Source organism: Adonisia turfae CCMR0081 (assembly GCF_011009555.1).
GTDB classification, from domain to species: Bacteria; Cyanobacteriota; Cyanobacteriia; order Phormidesmidales; family Phormidesmidaceae; genus Leptothoe; species Leptothoe turfae.
This window is the reverse complement of sequence record NZ_QXHD01000004.1, coordinates 5,300,080-5,325,258: the sequence shown is the minus strand read 5'-3', so window position 1 is coordinate 5,325,258 and position 25,179 is coordinate 5,300,080. Positions and strand designations below refer to the sequence as shown.

25 protein-coding genes and 1 CRISPR repeat array are annotated in these 25,179 nt (G+C 49.1%); of the genes, 18 read left to right on the top strand and 7 right to left on the bottom strand.

Annotated features, from left to right (window positions below; genetic code table 11):
* Positions 1-64: 64 nt before the first annotated feature.
* Both DXZ20_RS26575 and DXZ20_RS26570 read left to right on the top strand, forming a co-directional pair.
* The gene (locus tag DXZ20_RS26575; protein WP_163702119.1) at positions 65-412 is read left to right on the top strand and encodes a copper resistance protein; all 348 of its coding nucleotides are present in this window, start codon (positions 65-67) and stop codon (positions 410-412) included.
* Positions 413-534: 122 nt separating this feature from the next.
* Positions 535-1,143, top strand: coding sequence for a hypothetical protein (locus DXZ20_RS26570; protein WP_163666302.1), 609 nt, complete (start codon positions 535-537; stop codon positions 1,141-1,143).
* A gap of 59 nt (positions 1,144-1,202) precedes the next feature.
* Here DXZ20_RS26570 and rppA read toward each other — a convergent pair whose 3' ends face one another.
* Together rppA and DXZ20_RS26560 are read right to left on the bottom strand one after the other, a co-directional pair.
* Positions 1,203-1,910, bottom strand: coding sequence for a two-component system response regulator RppA (gene rppA / locus DXZ20_RS26565; protein WP_163702118.1), 708 nt, complete (start codon positions 1,908-1,910; stop codon positions 1,203-1,205).
* Between the two features lie 123 nt (positions 1,911-2,033).
* Positions 2,034-3,044, bottom strand: coding sequence for an NAD(P)H-binding protein (locus DXZ20_RS26560; protein ID WP_163666297.1), 1,011 nt, complete (start codon positions 3,042-3,044; stop codon positions 2,034-2,036).
* Positions 3,045-3,364: 320 nt separating this feature from the next.
* Here DXZ20_RS26560 and DXZ20_RS26555 point away from each other — a divergent pair, with 320 nt between their 5' ends.
* From DXZ20_RS26555 to proC, 10 genes are all read left to right on the top strand, one after another.
* The gene (locus DXZ20_RS26555) at positions 3,365-5,746 is read left to right on the top strand and encodes a serine/threonine-protein kinase (protein WP_163702116.1); all 2,382 of its coding nucleotides are present in this window, start codon (positions 3,365-3,367) and stop codon (positions 5,744-5,746) included.
* 9 nt (positions 5,747-5,755) lie between these two features.
* The gene (nei, locus tag DXZ20_RS26550; RefSeq protein WP_163702114.1) at positions 5,756-6,583 is read left to right on the top strand and encodes an endonuclease VIII; all 828 of its coding nucleotides are present in this window, start codon (positions 5,756-5,758) and stop codon (positions 6,581-6,583) included.
* A 40-nt stretch (positions 6,584-6,623) separates the two neighbouring features.
* Complete coding sequence (locus tag DXZ20_RS26545) at positions 6,624-7,304, top strand: J domain-containing protein (RefSeq protein ID WP_163666291.1); 681 nt, start codon at positions 6,624-6,626, stop codon at positions 7,302-7,304.
* Between the two features lie 138 nt (positions 7,305-7,442).
* Positions 7,443-8,804 (top strand): ribosome biogenesis GTPase Der, encoded by a 1,362-nt coding sequence (der, locus tag DXZ20_RS26540; RefSeq protein WP_163666289.1) that lies wholly within the window; start codon positions 7,443-7,445, stop codon positions 8,802-8,804.
* An 18-nt stretch (positions 8,805-8,822) separates the two neighbouring features.
* On the top strand, positions 8,823-9,734 hold the full coding sequence (locus DXZ20_RS26535; protein ID WP_163702112.1) for an energy-coupling factor transporter transmembrane component T family protein: 912 nt from the start codon (positions 8,823-8,825) through the stop codon (positions 9,732-9,734).
* A 63-nt stretch (positions 9,735-9,797) separates the two neighbouring features.
* Positions 9,798-11,237, top strand: a complete 1,440-nt coding sequence (locus DXZ20_RS26530) for an anthranilate synthase component I (RefSeq protein WP_431732090.1) — start codon at positions 9,798-9,800, stop codon at positions 11,235-11,237.
* Between the two features lie 291 nt (positions 11,238-11,528).
* Entirely contained in the window at positions 11,529-11,801 is a 273-nt protein-coding gene (gene pipX / locus DXZ20_RS26525; RefSeq protein WP_163666285.1) for a transcriptional coactivator PipX, read from the top strand.
* A complete protein-coding gene (locus tag DXZ20_RS26520; protein ID WP_250565031.1) occupies positions 11,798-12,517 on the top strand; it encodes a YggS family pyridoxal phosphate-dependent enzyme in 720 nt (239 codons plus the stop codon). The genes pipX and DXZ20_RS26520 overlap by 4 nt, the downstream gene beginning before the upstream one ends.
* 428 nt (positions 12,518-12,945) lie before the next feature.
* Positions 12,946-13,587, top strand: a complete 642-nt coding sequence (locus DXZ20_RS26515) for a cell division protein SepF (RefSeq protein ID WP_163666283.1) — start codon at positions 12,946-12,948, stop codon at positions 13,585-13,587.
* 146 nt (positions 13,588-13,733) lie between these two features.
* Positions 13,734-14,543 carry a pyrroline-5-carboxylate reductase gene (proC, locus tag DXZ20_RS26510; RefSeq protein ID WP_163666281.1) on the top strand — a complete coding sequence of 270 codons (810 nt, stop codon included), beginning with the start codon at positions 13,734-13,736 and terminating at the stop codon, positions 14,541-14,543.
* A 28-nt stretch (positions 14,544-14,571) separates the two neighbouring features.
* On the opposite strand, the gene plsY is transcribed toward proC, so the two are convergent.
* The 4 genes from plsY to DXZ20_RS26490 form a co-directional block, all read right to left on the bottom strand.
* A complete protein-coding gene (gene plsY / locus DXZ20_RS26505; RefSeq protein WP_163666279.1) occupies positions 14,572-15,192 on the bottom strand; it encodes a glycerol-3-phosphate 1-O-acyltransferase PlsY in 621 nt (206 codons plus the stop codon).
* Between the two features lie 125 nt (positions 15,193-15,317).
* A complete protein-coding gene (locus DXZ20_RS26500) occupies positions 15,318-16,283 on the bottom strand; it encodes a DUF3086 domain-containing protein (RefSeq protein WP_163666277.1) in 966 nt (321 codons plus the stop codon).
* Between the two features lie 53 nt (positions 16,284-16,336).
* Complete coding sequence (locus DXZ20_RS26495) at positions 16,337-16,732, bottom strand: DUF3119 family protein (protein WP_163666275.1); 396 nt, start codon at positions 16,730-16,732, stop codon at positions 16,337-16,339.
* Positions 16,733-16,820: 88 nt separating this feature from the next.
* Complete coding sequence (locus DXZ20_RS26490) at positions 16,821-17,084, bottom strand: DUF3146 family protein (RefSeq protein WP_006517471.1); 264 nt, start codon at positions 17,082-17,084, stop codon at positions 16,821-16,823.
* 153 nt (positions 17,085-17,237) lie between these two features.
* Here DXZ20_RS26490 and DXZ20_RS26485 point away from each other — a divergent pair, with 153 nt between their 5' ends.
* From DXZ20_RS26485 to DXZ20_RS26475, 3 genes are all read left to right on the top strand, one after another.
* Complete coding sequence (locus DXZ20_RS26485; RefSeq protein WP_163702110.1) at positions 17,238-18,206, top strand: NAD(+) kinase; 969 nt, start codon at positions 17,238-17,240, stop codon at positions 18,204-18,206.
* Between the two features lie 101 nt (positions 18,207-18,307).
* Positions 18,308-19,021: a hypothetical protein gene (locus tag DXZ20_RS26480; protein WP_163702108.1), complete on the top strand. Its 714-nt coding sequence runs from the start codon at positions 18,308-18,310 to the stop codon at positions 19,019-19,021.
* Between the two features lie 34 nt (positions 19,022-19,055).
* Positions 19,056-19,877, top strand: coding sequence for an LPS biosynthesis glycosyltransferase (locus DXZ20_RS26475; protein ID WP_163702106.1), 822 nt, complete (start codon positions 19,056-19,058; stop codon positions 19,875-19,877).
* 421 nt (positions 19,878-20,298) lie between these two features.
* Positions 20,299-21,492: direct repeats of the CRISPR family, unit length 37 nt; unit sequence GTCACAATCAACCACTTCCCCTCACGGGGATTGAAAC.
* A gap of 554 nt (positions 21,493-22,046) precedes the next feature.
* Here the strand turns inward: DXZ20_RS26475 and DXZ20_RS26470 are convergent.
* On the bottom strand, positions 22,047-22,385 hold the full coding sequence (locus DXZ20_RS26470; protein WP_250565108.1) for a DUF3082 domain-containing protein: 339 nt from the start codon (positions 22,383-22,385) through the stop codon (positions 22,047-22,049).
* A gap of 151 nt (positions 22,386-22,536) precedes the next feature.
* Here DXZ20_RS26470 and rsmA point away from each other — a divergent pair, with 151 nt between their 5' ends.
* From rsmA to DXZ20_RS26455, 3 genes are all read left to right on the top strand, one after another.
* Positions 22,537-23,373 (top strand): 16S rRNA (adenine(1518)-N(6)/adenine(1519)-N(6))-dimethyltransferase RsmA, encoded by an 837-nt coding sequence (gene rsmA, locus DXZ20_RS26465; RefSeq protein ID WP_163702104.1) that lies wholly within the window; start codon positions 22,537-22,539, stop codon positions 23,371-23,373.
* 63 nt (positions 23,374-23,436) lie between these two features.
* On the top strand, positions 23,437-24,393 hold the full coding sequence (gene ispE, locus DXZ20_RS26460; protein ID WP_250565107.1) for a 4-(cytidine 5'-diphospho)-2-C-methyl-D-erythritol kinase: 957 nt from the start codon (positions 23,437-23,439) through the stop codon (positions 24,391-24,393).
* Between the two features lie 249 nt (positions 24,394-24,642).
* Entirely contained in the window at positions 24,643-25,137 is a 495-nt protein-coding gene (locus tag DXZ20_RS26455; protein ID WP_163668477.1) for a GNAT family N-acetyltransferase, read from the top strand.
* Positions 25,138-25,179 lie beyond the last annotated feature (42 nt).

The window sequence follows — 25,179 nt, the reverse complement described above, 5'->3', positions numbered from 1 at the left end:
TTCTATGACAGGCTGTCTTTTGACATATTCTTGTCTAGGGCACTAATATCGCTGGGTTAACTCTATGCATCGACCTGTGATAGACAGCACCCCCACTACAGAACCTGTAACCCCGCGCAAGAAAAGAAAGCTTTTCTCCATGGGGATCGGTGCTCATGGCATCGTTGCAGTCGGAATTTCTGCCCATGGCGTTATCTCTATTGGCGTCATTTCCCACGGTATTATTTCCATCGGCATCATCTCCATGGGGGTACTGTCGACCGGCCTTGTCACCATGGGGCTACTAACATCTGGTCTAGTATCCATGGGGCTCAAAGCATCTGGTCCCACCAGCATGGAATTGATGATGGACCACAGTGGCATGGATCACGGTGACATGAATCATGGCGAAGGCATGCCCGCAGCTAAATAAGCTATGGGACGCTTACGTTACAACGACATTCAGCTGCTGCAACACTGATAATGGGATTTAAGCACTTAGCTAGAATAAGGGCATACAGCGACGGTTTAACGACTTGATGTCTTTATCTAGCCATGGCTTTTAGCGATTACAAAAGCATCACTCAAGTACAAACTGAATATCAAACAAGGTACGAAGAACTTAATTTTATTGAACCTGCTGATTACAGTCCTTCTCAAGTTTTTTTAGACGAATTTGACTTCAATCAAAAAAATATTGATATTTTTGCTTCAGAAGCAGCAAGATGTGAAGCCATTATCTTTCCAATTTTGCGAGAGGTCTATAAGCACTACTATCAGCGCACTTCCCTCTGGGTACAAAAATCAATTGCCTATGATGGTAAACTCAACGGCACTCCCGACTATTTAGTTTCCAAGCGCTCCCCATTGGGTAAAACCATGCTGGAAACTCCAATTATCATAGTTGTAGAGGCGAAGAAAAACGATTTTGAACAAGGCTGGGGCCAATGTCTGGCACAACTAATTGCGGTAGCTCATATTAACGGTGCAGATACACCCGTTTACGGCATAGTGACAGACGGAAAACTGTGGGAGTTTGCCCAGTTTTCGCACAATACACTGACAAAACAAATCGATAGCTATACTGTGAGTGATTTATCCCGTTTACTAGGAGTAACAAAATCTATCTTCGACCAGGCCATTAGCCAATTCGCTCTTGCGTAGTCGACAAGCGAACTGGTTATATGCTTCATAGCAAACGTGATAACGAATATCGCATACTGTTATACAGGCTCCGATGGAGAGCCAAATCGATACCCTTTGCCATAGACCGTATGAATTAAGGTCACTTCACCATAATGTTCTACCTTGCGGCGCAACAAACGCATCTGAGCCGCAAGGGCATTACTGCTAGGTTGACCGCTGGTGCCCCAGACAGCATCGTAAATCTGCTGATGGGTCAGTAGCTGATCAGGGTACTGCATTAGATAGCCCAGAATCTGAGCTTCTTTTTCGGATAGCTCAATGATACGTTCCGGCAGAATCTCCCCCCCCCGTCTAGCAATTTGATTCGCACTATCTAGAATTAAATCTTGATACTGTAAAGTTGTTATTTGAGTCTCTTCGCGGATGGGGGGACGACGCAACAACGCCCGCACCCTGGCCAACAACTCCCGCAGTTCAAAAGGTTTCACTAAATAGTCGTCTGCCCCAGCATCAAGACCGTCTACACGATCATCTAGAGTGTCTTTTGCAGTGAGAAAAAGAACTGGGGTGGTCAAGTGTTGCTCTCTCAACTGCCGACACATATCCAACCCACTCAACCCTGGCATCATCCAATCCAGAATCAATAAGTCAAACTGGCTATTAGCTGCTAACTCATAACCAGTTTCACCATCATGGGCAACTTGCACCTTATATCCCTCACGCCGCAGTACTCTACCGAGCGGTTCGGTGAGTTCTATCTCATCATCGACTAGCAAGATTTCCATATACACAGAATGTAGGTAACTAATCTTTCTTTTCCTACAATCTCTAACCTAAATTGAATCTCAATCTCAATCTTATTGTCATTAAATTGACACAAGGTCTTGAAAACGAATAACTAATGAGCCTTAAAACAAGTCGTAATCGACGCGATCAGCAGTTTCGCTGCCGTCAATAAGGCGCTGCAAATACTCAAATAGCGTATCGCTCCCTGTCTCAGGTGTGGCATCAGCATCGTAGAGCCCCGTCTCAGGATTGAGCACTAACATCGATTCTGTCGCATAGTAATGTCCGATCCGTGCTAACTCAGCCTTTGCAGCCAACGGCGGTACAACCTTACCTAGACCCTCCAAAACCGCCGCCACCCCGCTCAATAACGAAGCTGGTACGCTCCTAAAGCTGGGTTTGCGGTCCAATATCTTGAAAAGATATTCCCCTTGATCCAACAGCGTAATTGCGGGTCCCGGTCCGCCGATAGGCAGCACTTTGTTCTGTAGTGAAACGTCTTCCAAACAATCTGCCATATACTCAGCTAAGTCAGCATCGCTGATCGGCTTGCAAGCGGTTAGTTTGCCGTCACCAAACAGCAAAAAAGACTTTCCCTTTTTTACCCGATCTACCTGTCCGACCAGTGATTTAAAGTATGCAGTCGGTCGAACAATAGAATAGGTCAACCCCGATTCTATTAACTCTTGTTCAAACTTAAGCTTGGCATGCTGAAATACAAGCCGTGGCTTTTGCACACAAATTGCAGATAATAGTATCATCTGCGTCACTCCGGATTCTTTCGCCAAGGATAGAACGTCTGCATGGGCCTGATAGTCAATAGCCCAGGCATCTTTCGGCTCTCCCGTCCGCGATGCCAAGCATGACAGCACTGCATCAAACTGTTGTTCTCGGAAAACGTGTTCAGCCAGAAACGTAGTATTTGTAACGTCACCGAAGAGGACCTCGGCACCTTGCAAAAGGCGAGTGGTTTTCTCTTGTGTTAATCGACCACCGCTACCAGCTTTTGCTCTAGCAATACAGACGACTTCGTGACCGCGCTTTACCAATGCAGCGACTGCGGCACGTCCAATGCTTCCTGTGCCACCCAACACCAAAATACGTTGTATCCCTGAAGTACTGGAGTCAGTCATATGCAATAGACGTTGTTATAAAGGCTATATCTGAGACGTCCCAATGATACCCTTTAACGGATTAGGGTTCAGCTGTCATAACTCATCAGCAGCCTGCATAGCATTCTGGGTCACTGTAATTTTGATTATTGGCAAAGGCTGACTTTTTGTGCCCAAAGCAGTGCTTTTATGAAGAAATGATACGACTGATAAGGATAATTTCCTTACTCCTCGGAAATTACCTACGCCATTGCTAAAATCAGCCACCCTAAAGATGGGTTGATAGGTAAAGTAGAGTAGCGTTCCCGCTTGCGTCACCATTAGCCGTCCTGCCTGTTGAGATGATCTGCTGTTTAAATCCTGATTGCTTGGTGCCAGTAAACCCTGATGGGGTCACTGTGTGTCAGTCTTGTGGCAGCCCTCTCACAGAGTTACTTCGTAATCGCTATCGACCGATAAAACCCTTGGGACAAGGGGGGTTTGGGAAAACTTATTTGGCGGAAGACATTGATCGCCTGAATACGCGCTGTGTCATTAAGCAGTTCGCACGTCAATCCAGTAATAAAACCTTTGACAAAGCTCTCACTTTGTTTAATCAGGAAGCTGTCCGTTTGAACGAATTGGGGGAGCATCCACAGATCCCGTCCCTGCTTGCCTATTTTGAACAGCAGGGAAATTTTTACCTGGTACAGCAGATCATTGAAGGGAATACCTTACTGCAAGAGGTAAAAAAGGAAGGACCGTTTGATGAGGCCAAGGTTCGTAGGTTATTGAACTACCTGCTACCAGTGCTGCAGTTTATCCATGATCGTAATGTTGTGCATCGGGATATTAATCCGACCAACATTATCTCCCGTCAGAAAGATAACAAACCAGTTCTGATTGATTTTGGTATTGCTAAGCAGCTAGAAGTTTCACTCTCCAATGATAAAGATCATACGGGGACTCGCATCGGCACTGAGGGCTATTCCCCCATTGAGCAACTACGCAGTGGTGAGGCCTATCCATCTAGCGATCTCTATAGCCTGGGAGCAACCTGCATTTGCCTAATGACTGGGCGTAAGCCTGAAAAGCTCTATAGCCCCCTCGAAGGCCGCTGGCTGTGGCAAGAACATTTAATAGGATCAGGTCGGTCTGTTACCCCTGAACTGGCAGCCATTCTCGATCGGATGCTCAAGGATTTTATTAATGAGCGTTACCGATCTGCTGCAGAAGTTTTACAAGAGTTGGAGGCGTTGCCAGCCTATCACCGGTCAGTGCCAGGTTGGACTCGGCAACGACCCGCTGATACGGGTAGCCTGCTGTCGGATGCCATTAGCACTGGCCAAGATGTCAGCCGCAATCTTAACGAACAGCTAATTAACCAAGAACTCAGCCCAGAGTTTAGAGCAGAGCATCCCCCCACCGCTCCGCCCCCTAGACAGTCTGGCAATAGACCGATCTCTAAGGCACAATCTGGGCCGATATCGCAATCGAGATCGACTTCTCAGCCTAAATCGGGCCAGCCTAAATCGGGCCAGCCTAGATCAGGTGCAGTACCGGGCAGACGGCGTTCTGGGCCAGTTTCGATGGGACAGTCTCGTCCCATGTCAGGACAAAAATCTGGGCCTGTTTCTCGAGGACAATCCAGGCCGGTGTCAGGTAGACGTTCGGGTCCGGTCTCTAAAGGACAATCTAGGCCTGTGTCTAAGGGCCAATCTGGCCCGGTTTCAGGTATTCCCTCAGGCCCCATGAGCCTGGGTCGGCCTTCTACCGGTTCTTTGGGATCGTCTAAGAGCCGCATCTCTTCTGGAATACCGACTAAATCGCAGACGTCTGGCCCGCGGAGTGGTCCGTCGCATTGGGTTTGCACCCATACCCTGGAAGGACACAATTCATGGGTTTCAACGGTGGCCTTCAACCCCAAATTTATGGTGCTTGCCAGTGGGGGATTGGATGACACCGTTAATATTTGGGATCTACAGACGGGCACCTTAATCACGTCTTTAACTGGCCATGTGCGGGGGATTAATGGGCTGGCTTTTAGTCCTCGTGGACAGATCCTGGCCAGCTGTAGCGATGATGACACCATTCGTCTGTGGAATGCGGGCACAGGCAGCTTATTGCACATTCTCAAGGGCCACCGCCACGATGTGACCTCAGTGGCTATTGGTCGGCGAAGCTCCATATTGATTAGTGGCAGCGAAGACCGTACTGTTGGGGTGTGGAATTTAGAGCAAGGTAAGCTTGCCAAGGTGTTGTCGGGCAATGCAGGGATGATTCGCTGTGTTGATATATCCCCCGATGAAGAACTGGTGGTCAGTGGTGGTTTTGATAACAAAATTCGTCTTTGGCAGCTGGGGACTGGTGAGGTTTTTCGGGTTCTTTCTGGTCACTTGAATTCTGTGAATGATGTTGTCATCAGTGCCGATGGGCGTTTGATTGCGAGTGCAAGCAAGGATCGTTGCATCAAGCTGTGGAGTTTGCGGTCTGGCAATTTGATCCACACGCTGAAGGGCCATACCCGTGAGGTCAATGCGGTGGCGATCGCACCCAATCAACGGACTGTCGTCAGTGCTGGCGGAGATAGCAGCATCAAGGTTTGGGATGCTAAAACCGGAGAACTGGTGGAGACGTTTTTAGACCATGGAAATTCGGTGACTGCGATCGCAATTCACCCCTGTGGTCGATTTATGGCCAGCGCCAGCTCTGATAAAACCATTAAACTCTGGCACAAAGAATAAATATCGCCAATGCCCGAAGGCCCCGAAATTCGAAAAGCCGCCGATAAAATTGAACGGGCTGTTAAAGCCAAAGCTACCCGCGAGGTATTCTTTGCTTTTGAACACCTCAAACCCTATGAAAGTGACCTAACCGGGCAAAAAGTATGCCAGGTTGAAACCCGTGGTAAGGCCCTCTTGATTCACTTTGATAACGCCCTCAGCATCTACAGCCACAACCAGCTTTACGGTGTCTGGATGATTCGTAATGCCTATAACTATCCAACTACTAAACGACAGCTGCGACTCGCCATTCACAACCCCAAAAAGTCGGCCTTGCTCTACAGTGCCTCTGATATTGAGGTGCTCACCCCAGAACAAATTCCCACCCATCCGTTTCTAAGCAAACTGGGGCCAGACGTGCTCAGCCCTAAGTTACGGCCAGCTCATGTACTGGAACTGCTCACCTCAAAACTGCATCAACGCCGTCAATTCACCACTTTATATCTGGACCAGCACTTCCTAGCGGGCATTGGCAATTATCTGCGCAGTGAAATTCTCTATGTTGCTCGCATTCATCCCCGGCTACGCCCCATAGATTGTAATGACGAGCAACTAGAAGCCCTAGCCGAAGCCAGCATTGCTATTCCCTATCAGTCCTATCGTTACAGTGGCATCACCAATGATCTAGACTTAGCCAACCAGCTCAAAGCTGAGGGGCAAAAGCGATCCCAGTACCGTCATTGGGTGTTTAGCCGTGCCAATCGACCGTGCCGTGTGTGCAAAACACCTATTGTCAAAGACTTTGCCAGCAGTCGACGTTTTTATTACTGTCCGGTTTGCCAACCCGCTAAAGGTTGAGTTTTTAGCCATAAAATAAAGACTGCACTTCAAACTGGCCATGGCGACGTCTAATCACTACAAAACCCTAGAACTGCACGAATCGGCCAGCCAAGCTGACATTAAACGGGCATACCATCGCTTAGCCAAACAACACCACCCCGATAGCCGGGCCAACGGCCATGGCGATCACGACCATATCGCTAAAATTAATGCCGCCTATGAAGTGCTAGGAGACCCCAAGTCTCGTAAACATTACGATGCCCAGCGGAATGGGTATAGGGTTCAACGGGCCAGTGATATTAGCGCTGAGTATCAGCAGCGGCGCAAAGCGTATCAAAAAGCTGAGGATGCCCTCGCCCAATGGATTCGCAGTATTTATAAGCCGATTGACCGCCTAATAGGCAAAATCATTAATCCCCTGAAGTCAGAAGTTCGTAACCTATCGGCAGACCCGTTTGATGATGAGTTAATGGAAGCGTTTCAGGACTATTTGGAAAACTGTCGTGAGTCCCTAGAAAAAGCGAAGCAGAAATTCAAATCCATGCCCAACCCCTCCCAGGCAGCCAAGGTGGCCGCGAATCTCTATTATTGTCTCAACCAGCTCGAAGACGGCATTGAAGAAATTGAGCGGTTTACCTTTACCTATGACGACAGCTATCTCCACACCGGGCAAGAATTGTTTCGTATTTCTAAACAACTCCGTCGTGAAGCCAAAGCTGACATGCAGGCCATCCTGTGAGGTGAATTGATGTTTGCTAGCAATATGCCGAAGTTCATAATTGCCTGATACTGTCCCTGAGTATTCCTTTGAAAATAAAAAGACCTGCCTGGCACAAATTGTTACAATGGTCGTCTGCTTTGTATCCGCCGGTTTCCCATGGCTTTGCCCGTAGTCGCAATTATTGGTCGTCCTAATGTAGGCAAGTCCACCCTCGTCAATCGACTGGCTGGGGCCCGGGAGGCCATTGTCTATGATCAACCTGGGGTAACTCGCGATCGCACCTACCAACCTGCCTTTTGGCAAGATCGCGATTTTATGGTGGTTGATACTGGCGGTCTCGTCTTTGCAGATGACAGTGAGTTTTTACCCCACATTCGTGAGCAGGCCATGCTAGCACTGGCTGAAGCCAAGGCCGCTGTGTTTGTGGTGGATGGTCAGGAAGGCCTGAATGAAAGCGATCGCGAAATTGCCTCCTGGCTACGGCAGCAATCTGTACCCGTGCTACTCGCCGTCAACAAATGTGAATCCGAGGATCAGGGCATTATCCAAGCCACTGAGTTTTGGGCGCTGGGGTTAGGTGAACCCTATGCTGTCTCAGGCATCCACGGTAATGGTACCGGGGAGCTGTTAGATGAACTAGTCACCCACCTCCCCCCAACGGATGAAATCGAAGAAGACGATGAGATTAAGGTCGCCATCGTTGGTCGACCCAATGTAGGTAAGTCCAGTTTGCTCAATGCCTTTGTCGGTGAAAATCGCGCCATTGTCAGCAACGTATCAGGCACGACCCGCGACACCATTGACATGGTGGTGCGCCGTAAAGAGACGGTATATCGTCTGATTGACACCGCCGGTATTCGTAAGAAGAAGAACGTCAATTACGGCCCTGAGTTTTTTAGCATCAACCGTGCCTTTAAGGCCATCCGCCGTTCTGATGTTGTGCTACTGGTTATTGATGCCCTTGATGGCATGACTGAGCAGGATCAAAAACTGGCAGGGCGCATCGAAGATGAAGGCCGCGCCTGTATCATTGTGGTCAATAAGTGGGACGCCATTGAAAAGGACAGTCACACTATTTATGAATACGACAAAAAATTGGGTGGCAAAATCTACTTTTTGGACTGGGCCACACGGTTATATGTCAGTGCCCTCACCGGTCAACGGGTGCCCAAGATTTTAGATGCGGTGGATGAGGCGGTAGAACAGCATCGTCGTCGCGTCAGTACTGCCGTCGTCAATGAAGTGCTCGAAGATGCCATCAGCTGGCATTCCCCACCGACCACACGTCAGGGTAAACAAGGGCGAATTTACTACGGTACCCAAGTTAGCGCCCGCCCGCCAACGTTTACGCTATTTGTGAATGCTGGCAAACTATTTACCGACAATTACCGTCGTTACATTGAACGTCAATTTCGTGAAAACCTAGGGTATGAAGGTACGCCCATTCGTCTAATTTGGCGAGGTAAGAAGATGCGCGATCTTGACCGAGAAAGCGCGAATAGGGCAACTAAGGTTTAGAATTCAACACTATTCCCCATGGATCTACTCCGCTCACTACCGATCGGTTTATACCTGGAACAGCCGGTCACCTGGCTGCATCGGATTGATGCACGGGTAAAGCTAGCCTGGCTGCTGAGCTTTTTGCTGACGCCCGTTTTAGCCAATACGGCCTGGCGTATTGCTCTGGTGGTGATTTTGATGTTGCTCACCCTGACCGCCAGGGTGCCATGGCGGGTATGGCGACAGCAGATGGGCGGGCTACTCATTTTGTTTACGCTGGCGTCGCTGCTAATTATGGTGATGCCCGATGGCATTGCTGTGATTAATCAGCCTCGCTGGCCCACACCCGATGCGATCGCCACCCTAGATACCCCCTTTGAAACCATTGGTTCCCTACCAGCAACCAACTATCGCTATATCATTGCTGATTTCCATTGGGTGCAGATTACACAAAAGTCTTTAAAGCTTGCCATTAAGGTCGGCACACTGTTATTCACACTGATTTACAGCACAAACCTATTTTTATTAACCACGGCCCCTGAGGAGATCACAGCAGCTATCGAAGAGCTAATGTCTCCGTTGCGATGGTTTAAACTGCCAGTCACGGAAATTGCTTTGACCTTGACCCTATCGCTACGATTTATTCCCCTCGTCCTTGAAGAGGTCCAAAATCTTGTGCGTTCTGTACGTACCCGCGCCATCAACTGGCGTAAATTAGGCTGGCGTCATGCCAGTCAAATTTGGCTGATGGTGGCAGAGCGTTTGCTCGACAACTTACTGTTGCGAGCCCAGCAAATTGCCGCTGCCATGAAAGTTCGAGGCTTTACTAGTCCAGACCATCACCAGGTCCAATGGCATCAGCTACAGCTACGCTGGTGGGACTGGGTTTTCCTTGTGAGCCTGGTTTTCTTTTGGTGGGGTCGTTTTGCCCTAGGCAATCCCATTTGATTCGTTCCTCACCCAATAATCCTTTTTGGTGGGTCTGGCCCACCCTACCTCCCACATCCTCAATTGACCCTTTCTTCCCCCCCATCGCTTGCTAAGCAAGATATACTGCCCAGATTTTGGCACCGGCTTGACCTTGCGCAGCGCAGTGGCGCTGATGTCTTCGCAGCGCTGTTTCATGGGTCTGCCATCGCCACCCTGTTAGAGAGCCCAGATCGAGTTGATGGTGCCCCCGATAATTTAATTCGTTATTCCCTATGTGCTGGCGGACCTCGACAGATAGCGAACCAGCCTCAACTGTTTACCCCGTCCCTTGGGGAGATTTTGCCCACCCTTAGCCAGTTACTCAGGGGGCAAGTCCCCAGCGCATGGGTAGCGTACCCATCCTCAGTAACCCCCCCAGATGATCTGCCTTTTGTCGGCGGCTGGTTAGGTTGGCTAGGCTATGACACGGCTTGGGAGATTGAAAAACTTCCCTATCGCAAAGAGGATTCACTGCCCTTCCCAGTTGCCTACTGGTATGAGCCAGAACAGTTTGCCATTCTCGATCATCACCAACAGGATTTATGGTTAGCTGCTGCCTCTCCAGCCGATATAGAAACCATGGTGCACCGTCTGGAACACCTGCCCCACCAAACCCCGTCCCTCGTAGCACCGAATCTTTCAGAAAAACTGACGTTCTGCTCTAGCCAGACCCAATTTGAAACAGCCGTACAAACGGCCAAAGACCATATTCAAGCAGGAGATGTTTTTCAGGTAAATCTTTCCTTGCGGTTTCAAACCCACACCAGTAGTTCTCCCTGGCAGCTATACCGACAGCTTCACCAGATTAATCCCTCTCCCTTTGCCAGCTATTGGCGTACACCGTGGGGACATGTTATTAGTTGTTCTCCCGAACGTCTCGTACAGCTATGGGATCAAACGGCCCAAACCCGTCCAATTGCCGGGACACGTCCCCGTGGGAAGACACCGGCAGCAGATCGAGAGTTTGCTCAAACCCTGGAAACAAATCGCAAAGAACGGGCAGAACACATAATGCTCGTAGATCTAGAGCGCAATGATCTAGGTCGAGTTTGTACTTGGGGATCAGTCCATGTGGACGAACTCATGGTGATCGAACGCTATAGCCATGTCATGCATCTGGTGAGTAACGTCATCGGCACCTTGCACCCTGACCTCAATGCCATTGATTTAATTCGAGCCACATTCCCCGGCGGCACCATTACTGGTTGCCCCAAAGTGCGCTGTATGGAAATCATTGAAACCCTCGAACCCCTGCGTCGCAGTTTGTTTTATGGCTCCTGCGGTTACCTGGATGTGCGCGGTCAACTAGACCTGAATATTTTGATCCGTACGCTGTTGCTGACCCCCGATCGATCAAACCAGCATGTTGTTTGGGGGCAAGTGGGAGCAGGCATTGTCGCCGATAGTGAGGCCCACCAAGAATGGCAGGAATCCTTACAAAAGGCCCAGGCACAACTACTCGCTTTGGGAATTTCCGTCTAGATAGGGGTAGAATGCAGACCTTGCCGCTTAATTCTTGAAGATAGTGCAGGGAAACGCTGTAAACTCTATCAATGTCTTTTCTGCCACCCTGGTAGACTCAGAGCTTAGCTCGTATTGAGCTGAGGTCAGTCCAGGAAGGTGTCCTACCCCTTTTTAAACTCTTGTTTTGGACAATATGGCACTCTAGCCATTGGGCTTGGTAGATTTATCAATGAGCGTTAGGATCACAAGTCTTCTTGAGTAAACTCTGTATTAACTGTCCTTTGTTCTCCCATTTATCGCACCCCTTGAATGAGCACTGAAACTTATCTCAATCACCCTGACTTTGGGCTGTTGTTTCGGATTTGCCTGGTGGATGGCGATAAAGAGCTATTTACCACGCTCTATGCCCAGCGGCTATTTTTTCTGGCAAAAGTTGATCGGGCAGCTGGTTTGCTCTTTGATCCCATTGGTCGAACAGAGGCCCGTATGATGTTAGAAACACGTCTACGAATATTGCGCCAGTCTGGCCAATACAGCGAATTTGAGCATTTAAACAAGGTTTACAAGCGAACGTTTCAATGATGAATGCTGCGGGGACTACTACTCCAGGATCTTCTCCACAGCCGCTTGAATGGCACAGTCAGCAAATTGCTCAACGAGTGGAGCAATTGGAGTTGCCTGCCCATGTGCGCTTAGTGGCAGTCAGTAAAACATTTCCTGCGGCTGCTATTCGGGCAGCCTACGCAGCTGGCCTCCGGGACTTTGGCGAAAATAAGATCCAGGAAGCCATTGCAAAACAGGCAGATCTGACGGATTTGCCAGATATTACTTGGCACTTTATTGGTCATCTGCAAACCAACAAAGCGCGCAAGGCCCTACAACACTTTGACTGGATTCATTCTGTAGATAGTCTGAAATTAGCTCGACGCCTGGATCAGATAGCGGCTGAACTTTCCCGTTCGCCCATCTGTTGTCTACAGGTAAAACTGTTGGCAGATGCCAATAAGCATGGTTTGACTGAGTCTGAACTTTGGCAAGCCTTGCCCGATTTAGCACAGTTATCTCATCTCAAATTAGAGGGGATCATGGCAATTCCTCCCTATGGTCTATTGTTGCCTCAAACCCAATCTTTTTTTGAGCGAGCCTATGCCCTCGGGCAATCACTGGCAAATCATCAAGAAACGCCCTTACCAATTCATCACTTTTCCATGGGAATGTCCCAGGATTTTCCACTTGCGATCGCAGCTGGATCAAATATCATTCGATTAGGAACTACTCTGTTTGGCTCCCGTACCTGAGGGCTTTGGCCATTTATATCATCTCTATTCCTAAAAAAGATCAAGATACTTCAGTCTATTTTGGGAATTGGTGATTTTTTTTAATCGATTCGTGTATACTGTGGCTCAAAGTTATGCCCGAATGATTGTGTGCGGGTATTTTCAAATGTCGACTAAAGAGGTTTAATTCTCTAGGTTGATAGAGCGCTGCAAGCGTTGTCATATTGAATGACGTTTGTTTTTCCATTGCCGTTTGAGCACAAGGGGGTTAGAGTATCCCTGATCTTAGGCAATGGGGTTAGAGCTATCAGAAAATCTCAATTGAGGTTGCTGATACGTCCAGCCATCAATGGCCCACTTTAGTCTCAAATCATCTCTCGACTCCTTTTAATTCAGGTCTTGAGAGATTTTCTAGCCAAGTTAGTACTAGCCATGACGGAGTTTCAGCCGTGAGTACCATTTTTACTAAATTACGTGACTTTGTTGGCCTTAATGACCCGGCCGACTATGAGTATGAATATGACGAAATGGACGGCGAGGAATACCAGAACCTCTATGAACAAGAGAATCAGGCTCCTCAACCCCAGCCTCAACCTCAACCTGTTTCAGGGGTAACGACAGCTGCGCCCGTTGAGACTCGCGCGCCCCGTCGCCGCATCCGTGACCGCGTAATGTCAACCGATTCTGGGATGGTTTCCATGAATAATTCAATGAGTAGTGTTAGTAATGTGATTGGTATGCCTGGTGCAATTAACGGTGTGTCTGAAGTAATCGTGATGGAGCCCCGCTCCTTTGAGGAAATGCCCCAGGCAATCCAAGCACTCCGTGAGCGGAAGTCTGTGGTTTTAAACCTAACTATCATGGATCCTGACCAAGCCCAGCGTGCAGTTGACTTTGTTGCTGGTGGCACCTATGCCATGGATGGTCATCAAGAGCGCATTGGCGAAAGCATCTTCCTATTCACCCCCAACTGTGTACAGGTCAGTATGCCCGTTGACAGCGAAGATGGATTGCCTATGGAAGAGCCTGCTATGCCTTCCGCTGCTCCCACACCCGCTTGGGCAACTGAGCAGGTGGCACGTATGGCCTAAAGATGATGCTAATTGGAACTTAGGGCGATGCTTAATGCCCCTTCAATTCTAAGCATTGCCCTAGTTACCTCTTGGCTGTTCAAGGTTATCAGCCCATTTCAAGGTATTCTTAGGATGCTATAAGCGTGTTCGGAGGCCTTGGATCATTGCCTGGTAAACTCGGCATTATTGGTGGCGGTGTCATGGGAGAAGCACTGCTGTCTTGCCTGCTCTCTAAGAGGATGTATACACCGGATGCCATTTTGGTGTCTGATTTATCCCATGAGCGGAGACAGTTGCTCATCGAACAGTATGACATCCGCACTACCCATAGTAACCGTGAGGTCATTGAGCATAGCGACGTCATTGTTTTAGCGACCAAGCCACAAGTTTTTGACAGTGTCGCCAGAGATTTTTCAGGAATTGTTGTTAGTGAATCTCCTCTGGTTATTTCTATTTTAGCCGGGGTTTCAATTGTTCGATTAGAGCAAGCTGTTCCAGGATGGCCAGTTATTCGAGCCATGCCCAACACACCGGCCACCGTTGGTTGTGGGATGACAGCCATTGCTATTGGCAGTCGTGCTATTGCCGAGCATGTAGAAATCGCGCAACAACTTTTCAGCACTGTGGGTGAGGTTGTTCAGGTTGCCGAGCCACTTTTAGATGGCGTAACCGGACTATCTGGCTCAGGCCCGGCCTATGTTGCCATCGTAATTGAAGCCTTAGCGGACGGAGGTGTAGCCTCTGGTTTGTCACGCACAACTGCCAATAGGCTGGCTTTGCAAACAGTTCTGGGCACCGCTCAGTTATTACAAAAAACAGGCATGCACCCAGCCGTCTTGAAGGATAGGGTGACTAGCCCCGGCGGCACCACAATTTCTGGGATCGCCTGTTTAGAAGAACTAGGTCTGCGTTCAGCATTGATTGAAGCTGTGAGGGCAGCCAGTAGCCGGTCACGGGAACTGGGCAACCAGTAGGGGCATGGATCAATGCCCTGATTAACCCCTAACTATTGCCTAATTTTGGTTCTGTCCCTGCTAACAATCTAGAAATATTGCTGCGGTGGCGGATGATGACATAGATGCCCCCCAATAAGACCAACAATATAAACGGCAGTGGTTGGCCGGTTAAGAACATAAGTATTGGGGCCGCAGTCGCAGCAGAAATAGAGCCTAGAGACACTGTTCGCGAGAGGCCAAAAACAAGGCCAAAAACAGCTGCTGTCCCTAGGCCAACTGGCCAAGCTAAGGCAAGAATGACCCCAAGTCCCGTCGCTGCCGATTTACCCCCTGTGAAGTTCAACCATACGGAGCGACTGTGCCCCAAAATTGCCAATAATCCTGCCAGGGTTTGTATCCATGTGGACAGAGTCAGGCTGTCACCAAACTGAGCCATCACAAACCGAGCAATTAAAACCGCAGTTAGGCCTTTAAGCAAATCAATCACAAGCACAGTGATACCGGCTTGTTTGCCCACGACTCGAAACACATTGGTGGCTCCGGTATTCCCTGAGCCATGTTCACGAATATCAATTCCTTTGAGTAGCTTTGCGACCACATATCCCGTAGGCAGCGATCCCAGCAAGTAGGCCAGTACCAATAAACCGACTGCAATCCACCAAACCATGAGTTAACCAGTCCTAAAAAACCAAACCCGATTTTAGTTTAGGGGGTTATGCACGTTTGGAAAACCACGCCCCATCATCCTTTTGTAACGGGTGAACCCTTGTGGCTACGGTAGGGGCAGTCGCCTTAATAGTAATAATCGTCCTGCGAAGGATTTGCCGGGTCTGGGGCAAACACTAACCATAGGGGAAACTGCAAAGCTGCCAATGGCAATTTATTTTCCGATTCATCAATAATTAGCATCGGTAAATAGCCATTATCCATCAAGCGCTCAGCACGCTGCACCATAGGCTCAGGTACCTCAAACAGCATGAGCCCTCGATTAGAACCAAAATCGGCCCGTGATATGCCGAGGCAGTCTTGGAGCCAGCGTCGCCATTCTCCTAGACGTTCAGGGGTATTGGCCAGCACCATAGTGCATAGGCGGTCGCCATAAATGGCATAGAGTGCCGATATGGCTGCCGATGCCACCACCACATTTTGCAAACGACTGCCTAAACTTTTGACCGCCCCACGTCCTCCCTGGGTAAAAAACCAATTAGACACCCGGTCCGCATGGATGGTTTCAAAGGTGCGGCGCAGCTGCCAGGGGGGGCCATAGTAATCGGGTCTGGTGCGATATTGGTCAATGAGGCTGCGTACCCGCTCTCGCTGCTCTTCAAATCGCTGAATAGAAAACGCCGTGGTGGTTATATCTGGCGCTTCAGGGGCTGGACGCTGCTGTGCAGGCGGCTGGCGTGCCATCGGCTCAGCCGCCTGCGCCGTTGGAGCCAGCTCTAATTGTTCAGCAGATGTGGCTAAATCTTGGAGGCTACCCACCAAATAATCCTTAAACCCTTGGAGACGCACCGCTAAATCTTGGGATGCGCCAGCAAAGGAGGTGCGCATTTCTGCCTGGATGCGATCGCGACGTCGTTCTAGCTGTTCAATCTCTTTCTGTAGTGTCTGACGGCGCTGCTCTAAATCCTGTAATCCCGCCTGTACCAATCGAGCCACCTCAGCCTCTGAACTACGACTTGATGACGTGCGCAAAGGCGCTAGGGGACTATCCTTAGGTTGCTTGGGTGACTCAGAAAACTCTTCAGTCGGCATGGTAGTTAATGGACTTCTTCTTCGATCTTTAGTTAATCGCAGTGGCTCTCTGACTACTGATTTAACCCCACAGGGTCGCAATGCTGTTGGAGCTGATCAACGAGTTCCCCAGCGTTAAATACCATAGGTAAAAAGTGAATACTCTTCACCTCGCGAAAGTAGAACAAAATTGGAACCGCCGACCAAAAGACCTGCCAAGCTTGCCAGTCAGCATAGGGAAACCGCCGCAAAATAGTTGTCCCTCGACATACCTGTAATTCCGTGTCCGTAAACGTCAGCCTTATCACCGTCGTTTGTACTATGAGGAACATTCCCAATAGGGCGATCACAAGCCCACCTATAGCTTGAATAGGGGCTACACACAGACCCATTAAAAGAATTGACAGGGATAGACGGTAGTCTGGACGTAAGGTAGTGGCGACAGATGAAGCTGGAGAGAGCGTTGCCATGGTAGAGCCAGGGTACAGTTATTGATTGGAGACCTTACCCTACTTTACCGACAAGTGCTCTGACAGCTATAAAACTAAAGGTTTGGCATTACAGCTCAGCACGAATTGTAAAGGAATAATCCCCACCAGGCTCTAGTTGATAGTCAAACCGTTCTAAAAATCGTCCCAGCGGCTCCTGAATCAAGGCCCGTCCTAACGACGGTTCCACGGTCAGATGGCCACCGCGAAATTTCCATTGAAACTGCCAGGCAAATTCATTAGCATTGACTTCGCCTTCGAGTTTGCCTTGTTGCCAGGATTGATACGTGATGCGCACATGGGCAGTGGTTTCGGGTAAACGTTGGGCAGTCACAAGAAAATTATGCAAAAGAGGCCTTAAAGTTAAGATAGCTACCTCTTTGCGTTAGAGCTACCCTCCCATGCAGAAAAATTAGATACGGAGAGGATGGCAGACTGTTCAAGACAGAGCTAAAGGCGGTAGCCTAAAGGATATCGATTAGCTCGGATGCTGAACGTGACCCCGGTTTCTAACAACCTTACTTCCCCACAGAGACGCACCAAAAAGGTTGGCATCATATATAACGATGTCAAACCTGTCGCCTGTCAGGTCACTCAAGAGTTAAAGGTCAGACTTGAAGCGTACGGTTGTCAAGTAGCCACAGCAACAGGATTAGGTGGACTACTTGGCTATGCCAATGCCAATAAACCAGCTAAGTTCATTCCCATCGAGTCATTGGTGCCTAAAGACTTTGATGACGCCATGGACTTTGCCATTGTGCTGGGTGGTGACGGCACAGTACTGTCAGCGTTTCGCCAGGTGGCACCAGCAGGTATTCCCTTGTTGGCGGTGAATACAGGACATATGGGGTTTTTAACGGAAACGTATCTTAATCAGTTACCCCATGTACTGGAGCAGGTGCTAGCGGGCAATTACCAAGTGGAAGATCGCACGATGGTAGCGGTGCAGTTAGTACGGCATAACCAACCTGCTTGGGAAGCCCTGTGCCTCAATGAGGTCGTACTCAACCGTGAGCCACTCACCAGCATGTGCCATTTTGAGGTCACCATTGGTCGCCATGCGCCGGTTGATATTGCCGCTGATGGCATCATCATTTCCACACCAACCGGGTCTACCGCCTATTCACTTTCAGCCGGTGGCCCGGTGATCACGCCAGGGGTATCGGTGTTACAGTTGATTCCCATTTGCCCCCATTCGTTGGCAGCACGTGGCCTGGTCTTTCCCAGTGCTGAAAAGGTCATCGTGTCTTCGGCAAACCCAGATCCTCTGGTGATGGTGGTTGATGGCAATGCTGGTTGCTATGTCGCCCCTGGCGATCGCGTTTGCCTACGGGAAGCAAAGTATCCAGCAAAGTTTATCCGTCTAAAGGATCCAGAGTTCTTTAAGGTTTTGCGGGAAAAGTTAGGCTGGGGACTGCCCCATATTGCTAAACCCACATCGGTGGAACTGCCGTAGTCACGAATACGCAATGCAATTGCTACAAGTATTTCCACAAGGTTTAAGGAAATAAGCCTCTGTTCTATGTATAGTTAACAGTTCTCTTGCCTGTGTGGTCTATGGCTACTGACAATTCTGACCCATCAAACGTGAGTGGACCTGAAAAAATTAATCGGGGTGGGCGTGGTCCACTAAGGGCTAATCAAAGGGCCAATCAAAAGACTGTATGGCTTTGGTTGGGGGCCAACGTCTTGGGATTTGCGATCGCCACACCCCTTAGCTTTTTGATGAACGTATCAGCTCAGTACTTTGAAGCGCTTTACATCGCGGGTTTGATTGTTGGTGCTGTGGTTGGTCCTCTACAGGCCCTCGTCATGCAGCGGCTTTTACCCAGGCTAAAAATGTGGAAGTGGGTGACCGCCAATATTTTTGGCAGCTATTTAGGGTCTTGGGTTGGCCTATTGGTCTTTGGGCTGATTGTGATGTTGCTTCAATTTTTCAACAATTTGCCCGATCCTGGCGATATTGTCACCTTAGTCTTAACCATTGCCATCTACAGTGCCGTCATCGGCATGTGCGTCAGTATTGCCCAACTTTGCAGCCTACCGAGTCAGGTACAGAATGTGCGACAGTGGTGGATCTCCAATTTCCTGGGCAGAATCTTGGGCTGGGTAAGCGCCAGTCTAGTGGGCTGGTTCGTTTTTGCCATCACCGGCACAGAGAATTTTTTAGTGGTTTGGGGAGCCCTTTTAGGAGCCGTGGGTGGGGCAGTCTATGCAGGGGTGACCACTAAGGCCCTACTCAATCTTCAGCCCAATGCTGTGAAAACTTAACCCAACCTTCTCTTAACCCTTCTTGGCCAAGACAATGGGTACTCGTTCTACAGATAGTCGTCTCATAGATACGATAGGTCAGATATTGATCCTGGCCTATCAAGAAGACACTGAGCAATTGTCATCCTTTCTAGGCACTACAGGCTGTCATGTTGAGGTGCTACGGCAGATGCATCGTTCAGAGTACAAAAACTACTCTCGTAGCTACCTGTGTTTACTCAATCACCGTAAAGCTTGGGAACAAGCACTACTATCAGAAAAGCCCACCCTGATTGTCGAAGCGGATTTTGTACCGGTTGCCAACTTTGCTCAGCTGCCGTCACCGTTTGACCCTAACGATAAACATCTGGGTATTGCCTGGCTTTATACCTGTGCATCGCAGATCTATACCATTACAGATCAAGGGTATGCCCAGGGGTATTCAACTGCGATGGTGGCCTATGTCATTACTAAGCAAAGTGCTTGGAGGCTGATCGAGTTAGCTGAAATGGTTAAGGCAGACCCTGGTCCAGAAATGTATACTCCCTGGGATTCAGGCATTGAGTACTATTTGCGCGATCGCAACTTCCACAACTATGTTCCCTGGCGTAACTATGGTGAACATGGTGGCATCCCCAATCCTGAACATCAACAAAACAATCTCAGCACCACCCATCGTGCTGATGTGCTCTATGGTCCTTTAGCTTTTGAACCGGCCTATGGAAAAGTGCTAAAAGAACGTACCTATGGACGCGTTAAAGGGTTAGGGCGTTTGTTGCTTAATAAGTATTTACGAGGTCCTGTGCTGAGTGGTTCGACACATCCGGGGAGGCTGTTGAGATTTGCCTTGAGTCGGCAGTTTACCTTAAGGCTTTAAAAAGGTTTGAGTTATTGGTTATTGGTTATTGGTTATTGGTTATTGGTTATGGGGGTATCCGTTTAAGTTGGGAAACTCTGGATAGGTGGGGAGTCGGGAGTCAACTATCTATGGGGCTGACTGTTAGAATGATGGTTCCCTTTTGTTTAATGTTTGGGGCTGTTATGGGTTGCGCGACTGTGTAGGTGTTTGCTGTGGCAGGCTGAATCAAGGGGGATGAAAAGCTTTGTCAGAGCCAATTAGTGGCTTTTTGCTTGTCTTTGGGATCCGCGCAAGGGCTGGAAGGGTTATTAATTCAATGTTTTGTAGGATTAAGGTAACTTGAAGAAGTGCACATTTATTGGGCTGAGAACTATAATGGGGTAGATTCGCGCAAATGTACCTTGAAAACTAAATGCAGCCAACGTTTCAATGGGCTGCGGTCACAATCAACCACTTCCCCTCACGGGGATTGAAACAATAAGAAACATCCCATTATGGGGCAAGCAAGAGGTCACAATCAACCACTTCCCCTCACGGGGATTGAAACAAATCAGTCAAAGCCCTTCAGCTATAAGCCTTCCTGTCACAATCAACCACTTCCCCTCACGGGGATTGAAACATGAGTCCTTTGATTTGGGATTCGATTCTATCGAGGTCACAATCAACCACTTCCCCTCACGGGGATTGAAACTTAGTGCTGCGGTTGTAGAGTTCAATATTCCGAATCACAATCAACCACTTCCCCTCACGGGGATTGAAACGCAGGCCAAATACCACGGGATGAACAACGGTTCCGGTCACAATCAACCACTTCCCCTCACGGGGATTGAAACCTGATCTTTTCCCGCTGCCAGCTGCGGGTGATAGGTCACAATCAACCACTTCCCCTCACGGGGATTGAAACAAATGCCGCTGGCCTTGCGAATTTGCGCACTGCTGGTCACAATCAACCACTTCCCCTCACGGGGATTGAAACTGGAGGAAGCATTATCCTCTCCGATCTAACCCGAGAACTAGCCGGTCACAATCAACCACTTCCCCTCACGGGGATTGAAACATCCGGAAGAGACAAATCCCGATGGTCACGGTTGAGTCACAATCAACCACTTCCCCTCACGGGGATTGAAACGTTTTAATAAAATCCAGAATCGCAGCATAGCGATCCGTCACAATCAACCACTTCCCCTCACGGGGATTGAAACACGCGGCCCTTGGCCCTGCAAAAGGCTTCCCATTCCGTCACAATCAACCACTTCCCCTCACGGGGATTGAAACATCTATTCCAAGAGCACGCACGCCGGGGAATGCTCGTCACAATCAACCACTTCCCCTCACGGGGATTGAAACGGAAAATGGCTGGGATGAAGAAATAAGCGTCTGGCGTCACAATCAACCACTTCCCCTCACGGGGATTGAAACAGAATCAACAACTGAGTATTGCTCTAACTCACCATGTCACAATCAACCACTTCCCCTCACGGGGATTGAAACAGTACTTTCATCGCGGCTAAAACCACGTTTTTGCGTCACAATCAACCACTTCCCCTCACAGGGATTGAAACAGTGGGCGATTCCAGATCCTTAAGAGAAATACTCGTCACAACTAACCACTTCTCCTCACGGGGATTGAAACTCTAGTGATTTGCTTTTCTCTTCTAGTCGGGGGTAGTCACAGCCAAACACTTCCCCTCACAGCTACAGTGTACATACAAGTATTGGAAACTAGCGGTTTCGATTGCCTAACCCCCTCTAACTCCCCCTAAAGCCCTCCAGGCATGGGCTAAAGCCTAAGGTAAGGGGGAGGACTGGAGTTTCCCCCCTTACCAACTACGGTGTATACACATCTAAAAAATAATGTCCCAAAAGGTAGGCCTGTCCTTGAATTGGCCCTCATCCTAAATCCTTCTCCCTGGGGGCGAAGGACTTTGAGGCTAGGCCCCCCTTCTCCCTCAGGGAGTAAGGGGTTGGGGGATGAGGGCTCGAAATCTAGAGCTAGCTCTCCGACTTATGTATACACGGTAGCTTACCAAGGGGGGATTAAGGGGGGTAATGCAGAATTTTGAGCCCTCTTTCGAAATGTATATACCGCAGCCTTACCAAGGCGATTAAGGAGAGTAATGCAGAATTCTGAACTCTCTGCCGAGATGTGTGTACACCGTAGCCCTAAAGCCCCCTATCCAAAACCCCTTACACCGTCGCATCCTGACCAGTCATTTTCCTAACAATCAGTTGAATACCCAACAAAAACAAACCAACGGCAGTCAAACCAAACACACCAGCACCCAAAGCAACAATACCAGCCACCAGAGTCCGCACTGCCACCGAAATATTCAAAACAATCGTATTATCAGATAGCACCGGCTTAGCAGCAAAAGCCGTAACAATAGCCACCATCATGCGATAACACAGAACACTAAGAGTCCCAGCCAAAAAAGAGCCACTAAAGCAACTCAGAGGCGATGTCGATTTCTTACTACCCTTCGTCACCTTATCGTCACCGCCCGATTGCTTTAACGGTTCAGCCATAGCCTTTACCTAAATCCTATCCCTATTTTACTGCCCCATTGCCCATCGTCCACTACCCCCGCCCAACGCTTTAATCATCCCACGCACCCACACCTACTCACCAGGCAAGAACTGATATAGAATACCAATCCATTCATTCCCCTGTGTTTTTATGCCCCGCCCCCGTAAACGGTTTGGCCAGCACTGGCTACGCGATCCTCAGATTTTAAATCAGATTTTAGCGGCGGCAGAACTATGCGACACCGACCGGGTATTGGAAATTGGCCCTGGCCAGGGTGTACTGACTAAAGGATTAGTGCCCTTTACCCAGTCCGTAGTGGCCGTCGAGGTCGATCGAGATCTAGTGCGTCAGCTACAGCAACAGTTTCAAGCATCGGAACGCTTTCATTTAATTGAGGGAGACTTTTTAGATGTAGACCTAGCAGCAGCCCTCGCTGACCACCCAAATTTTCAATCTCCCAACAAAGTCGTTGCCAATATTCCGTACTACATTACGGGGCCTATTCTAGAAAAGCTGCTGGGCCAGATTCGTCAGCCCAATCCCCAACCCTACGACTCGATTGTGCTGCTAGTGCAAAAAGAGGTGGCCGACCGCCTGTACGCTGAGCCTGGCACTAAAGCCTTTAACGGTCTATCGGTGCGCATACAGTATCTAGCAGAATGCGAGCTGATTTGCCCCGTTCCTGCCAAGGCATTTAAACCTGCACCCAAAGTAGACTCCGCCGTTGTTCGCCTGCGACCCCGCACATTTTCAGTGCAAGCCAACAATCCAAAACTATTAGATACCTTAGTGAAGCAGGGCTTTTCTCAAAAACGCAAGATGCTGCGCAACAACCTGAAAAGCCTGGTAGACCGCGAGCAACTGACCAAAATCATGGAAACAATGGCCATCGATCCCCAGGTACGGGCAGAACAACTCAGCCTGGAGAAATGGATTAACTTAAGCAATCAGATTGGTACCTTAAATCCAGCAGAGCCAACCGCCTGATTTAATGGCCACGAGGTGCTAATCTGCTTGTGGCATCAACGTTTTGAGATCTTGCTGGGGTCTATGACAAGTTACACACTGCTGTCGGCTGCCAAGATTAATCTATATCTAGAAATCATTGGGCACCGGCCTGACGGATTTCATGAAATGGCCATGGTTATGCAAAGTGTGAACTTATGCGATCGCATCACCCTCACCAATCTCCCCGCAGCCATTCGACGGCTACAGTGCGATCATCCTCAGGTACCCACCGATAACTCTAACCTCGCCCTTAAGGCCGTTGATCTACTGACCTATAAATTTCCAGAACTGGCAAATCGCGGTGTAGACATCACCATTGAAAAAAATATCCCAGTCGGCGCAGGATTAGCCGGCGGTTCTAGCAACGCTGCTGCCACGTTAGTGGGCTTGAATCTCTTGTGGAAACTGGGTTTAACCCAGATTGAACTAGAAGAACTCTCCGCCCAGCTAGGCTCAGATATCCCCTTCTGCATTCGCGGCGGCACCGCCATTGCCACCGGTCGTGGCGAAATCCTCGATCCCATTTCTAGCCTGACGGACCTATACGTTGTCCTGGCAAAGTACGAAAGTCTTTCCGTATCTACACCCTGGGCCTACAAAACCTATCGAGCAAATTTTAGCGATCGCTATGCCGATATTTCCGACAATGCCACCCTACAAGAACGGCAAAAGCGTGTCCATGCAGGCCCCATGGTTACCGCCATCACCCATAAAGATGGTGCTGCCATCGGCTCACATTTACACAATGACCTGGAGCGTGTGGTCCTCCCAGCCCACGATAAAGTCCAGCAGTTACGGGATTACATGGCCAGTTACGGCGGGCTGGGCACCATGATGTCCGGCTCGGGGCCGACCGTCTTTACCTTGACCTCTACCCAAGACGCTGCCGATGAGATTTTGCATAAAGTACGAGCAGCCCTACCTGATCCAGACTTAAAACTATGGTCCACCTGCTTTACAGCCACAGGCATTCGTTTAGAGTCTGAAACAAAAAATTAACCTACAGTCAGCAAGCTTTAGGGAAACGAAACATATCGGTAGAAGCCCGACAGTTGATTGATCCCGCTTATATACTGATGGCACCTGGCTCCATAGAGTTTGGAGTGTCAAGCAACTTCCTACGAAGTTAGGATGCAGAGTCATAGCAACTTTGAGGGTAGTCGCACTAATCTAGATATCAGGGTTTTGTTGGCACTTCGTCAATCCTTAACGTTTCCTATGTTCGTCCCTAGAGCTCACATCCATCAGATGAATCTCGTTTTTCGCTCTATTGACCTTGAAGCCCATGCCGAACTGTGTGTTCATTTTCGGCGTGACGCATTTGCCTGCAGTTTTGCAGATGGTGACCAACGATTTGCCTTAGAAGGTGGCGAACATGCCCAGGATTACCTCAATTGGCTAAGCAAGCGCATTAATGCCTGCCCCGAAAGCTGTGTTCATGTCTTTGATGGGCAGGAAATCATCGGCCAAATTGAGACAGAGCTGCGGGGCCAAGAAAAACTTGGCTATGTGTATTTGTTTTATCTAATTCCCAGCCGCCGCGGACAAGGATTTAGCGACCAGCTCCATGACTATGTGATGCAGCTATTTCAAGAAGTGGGCGTCATTCGTGCCCAGCTATCCGTCAGCCCGACTAACGAAAAAGCCATGAATTTCTACAAACGTCACGGCTGGCAAGACCTGGGGCTTAGGCCAGGACACACTGACATTCACCTGATGGAACTTGCCATCGAAGCTGCTTAAACTTCTGTAACAACCCCTGGTCGATCTCAGGTTTGGGCACCC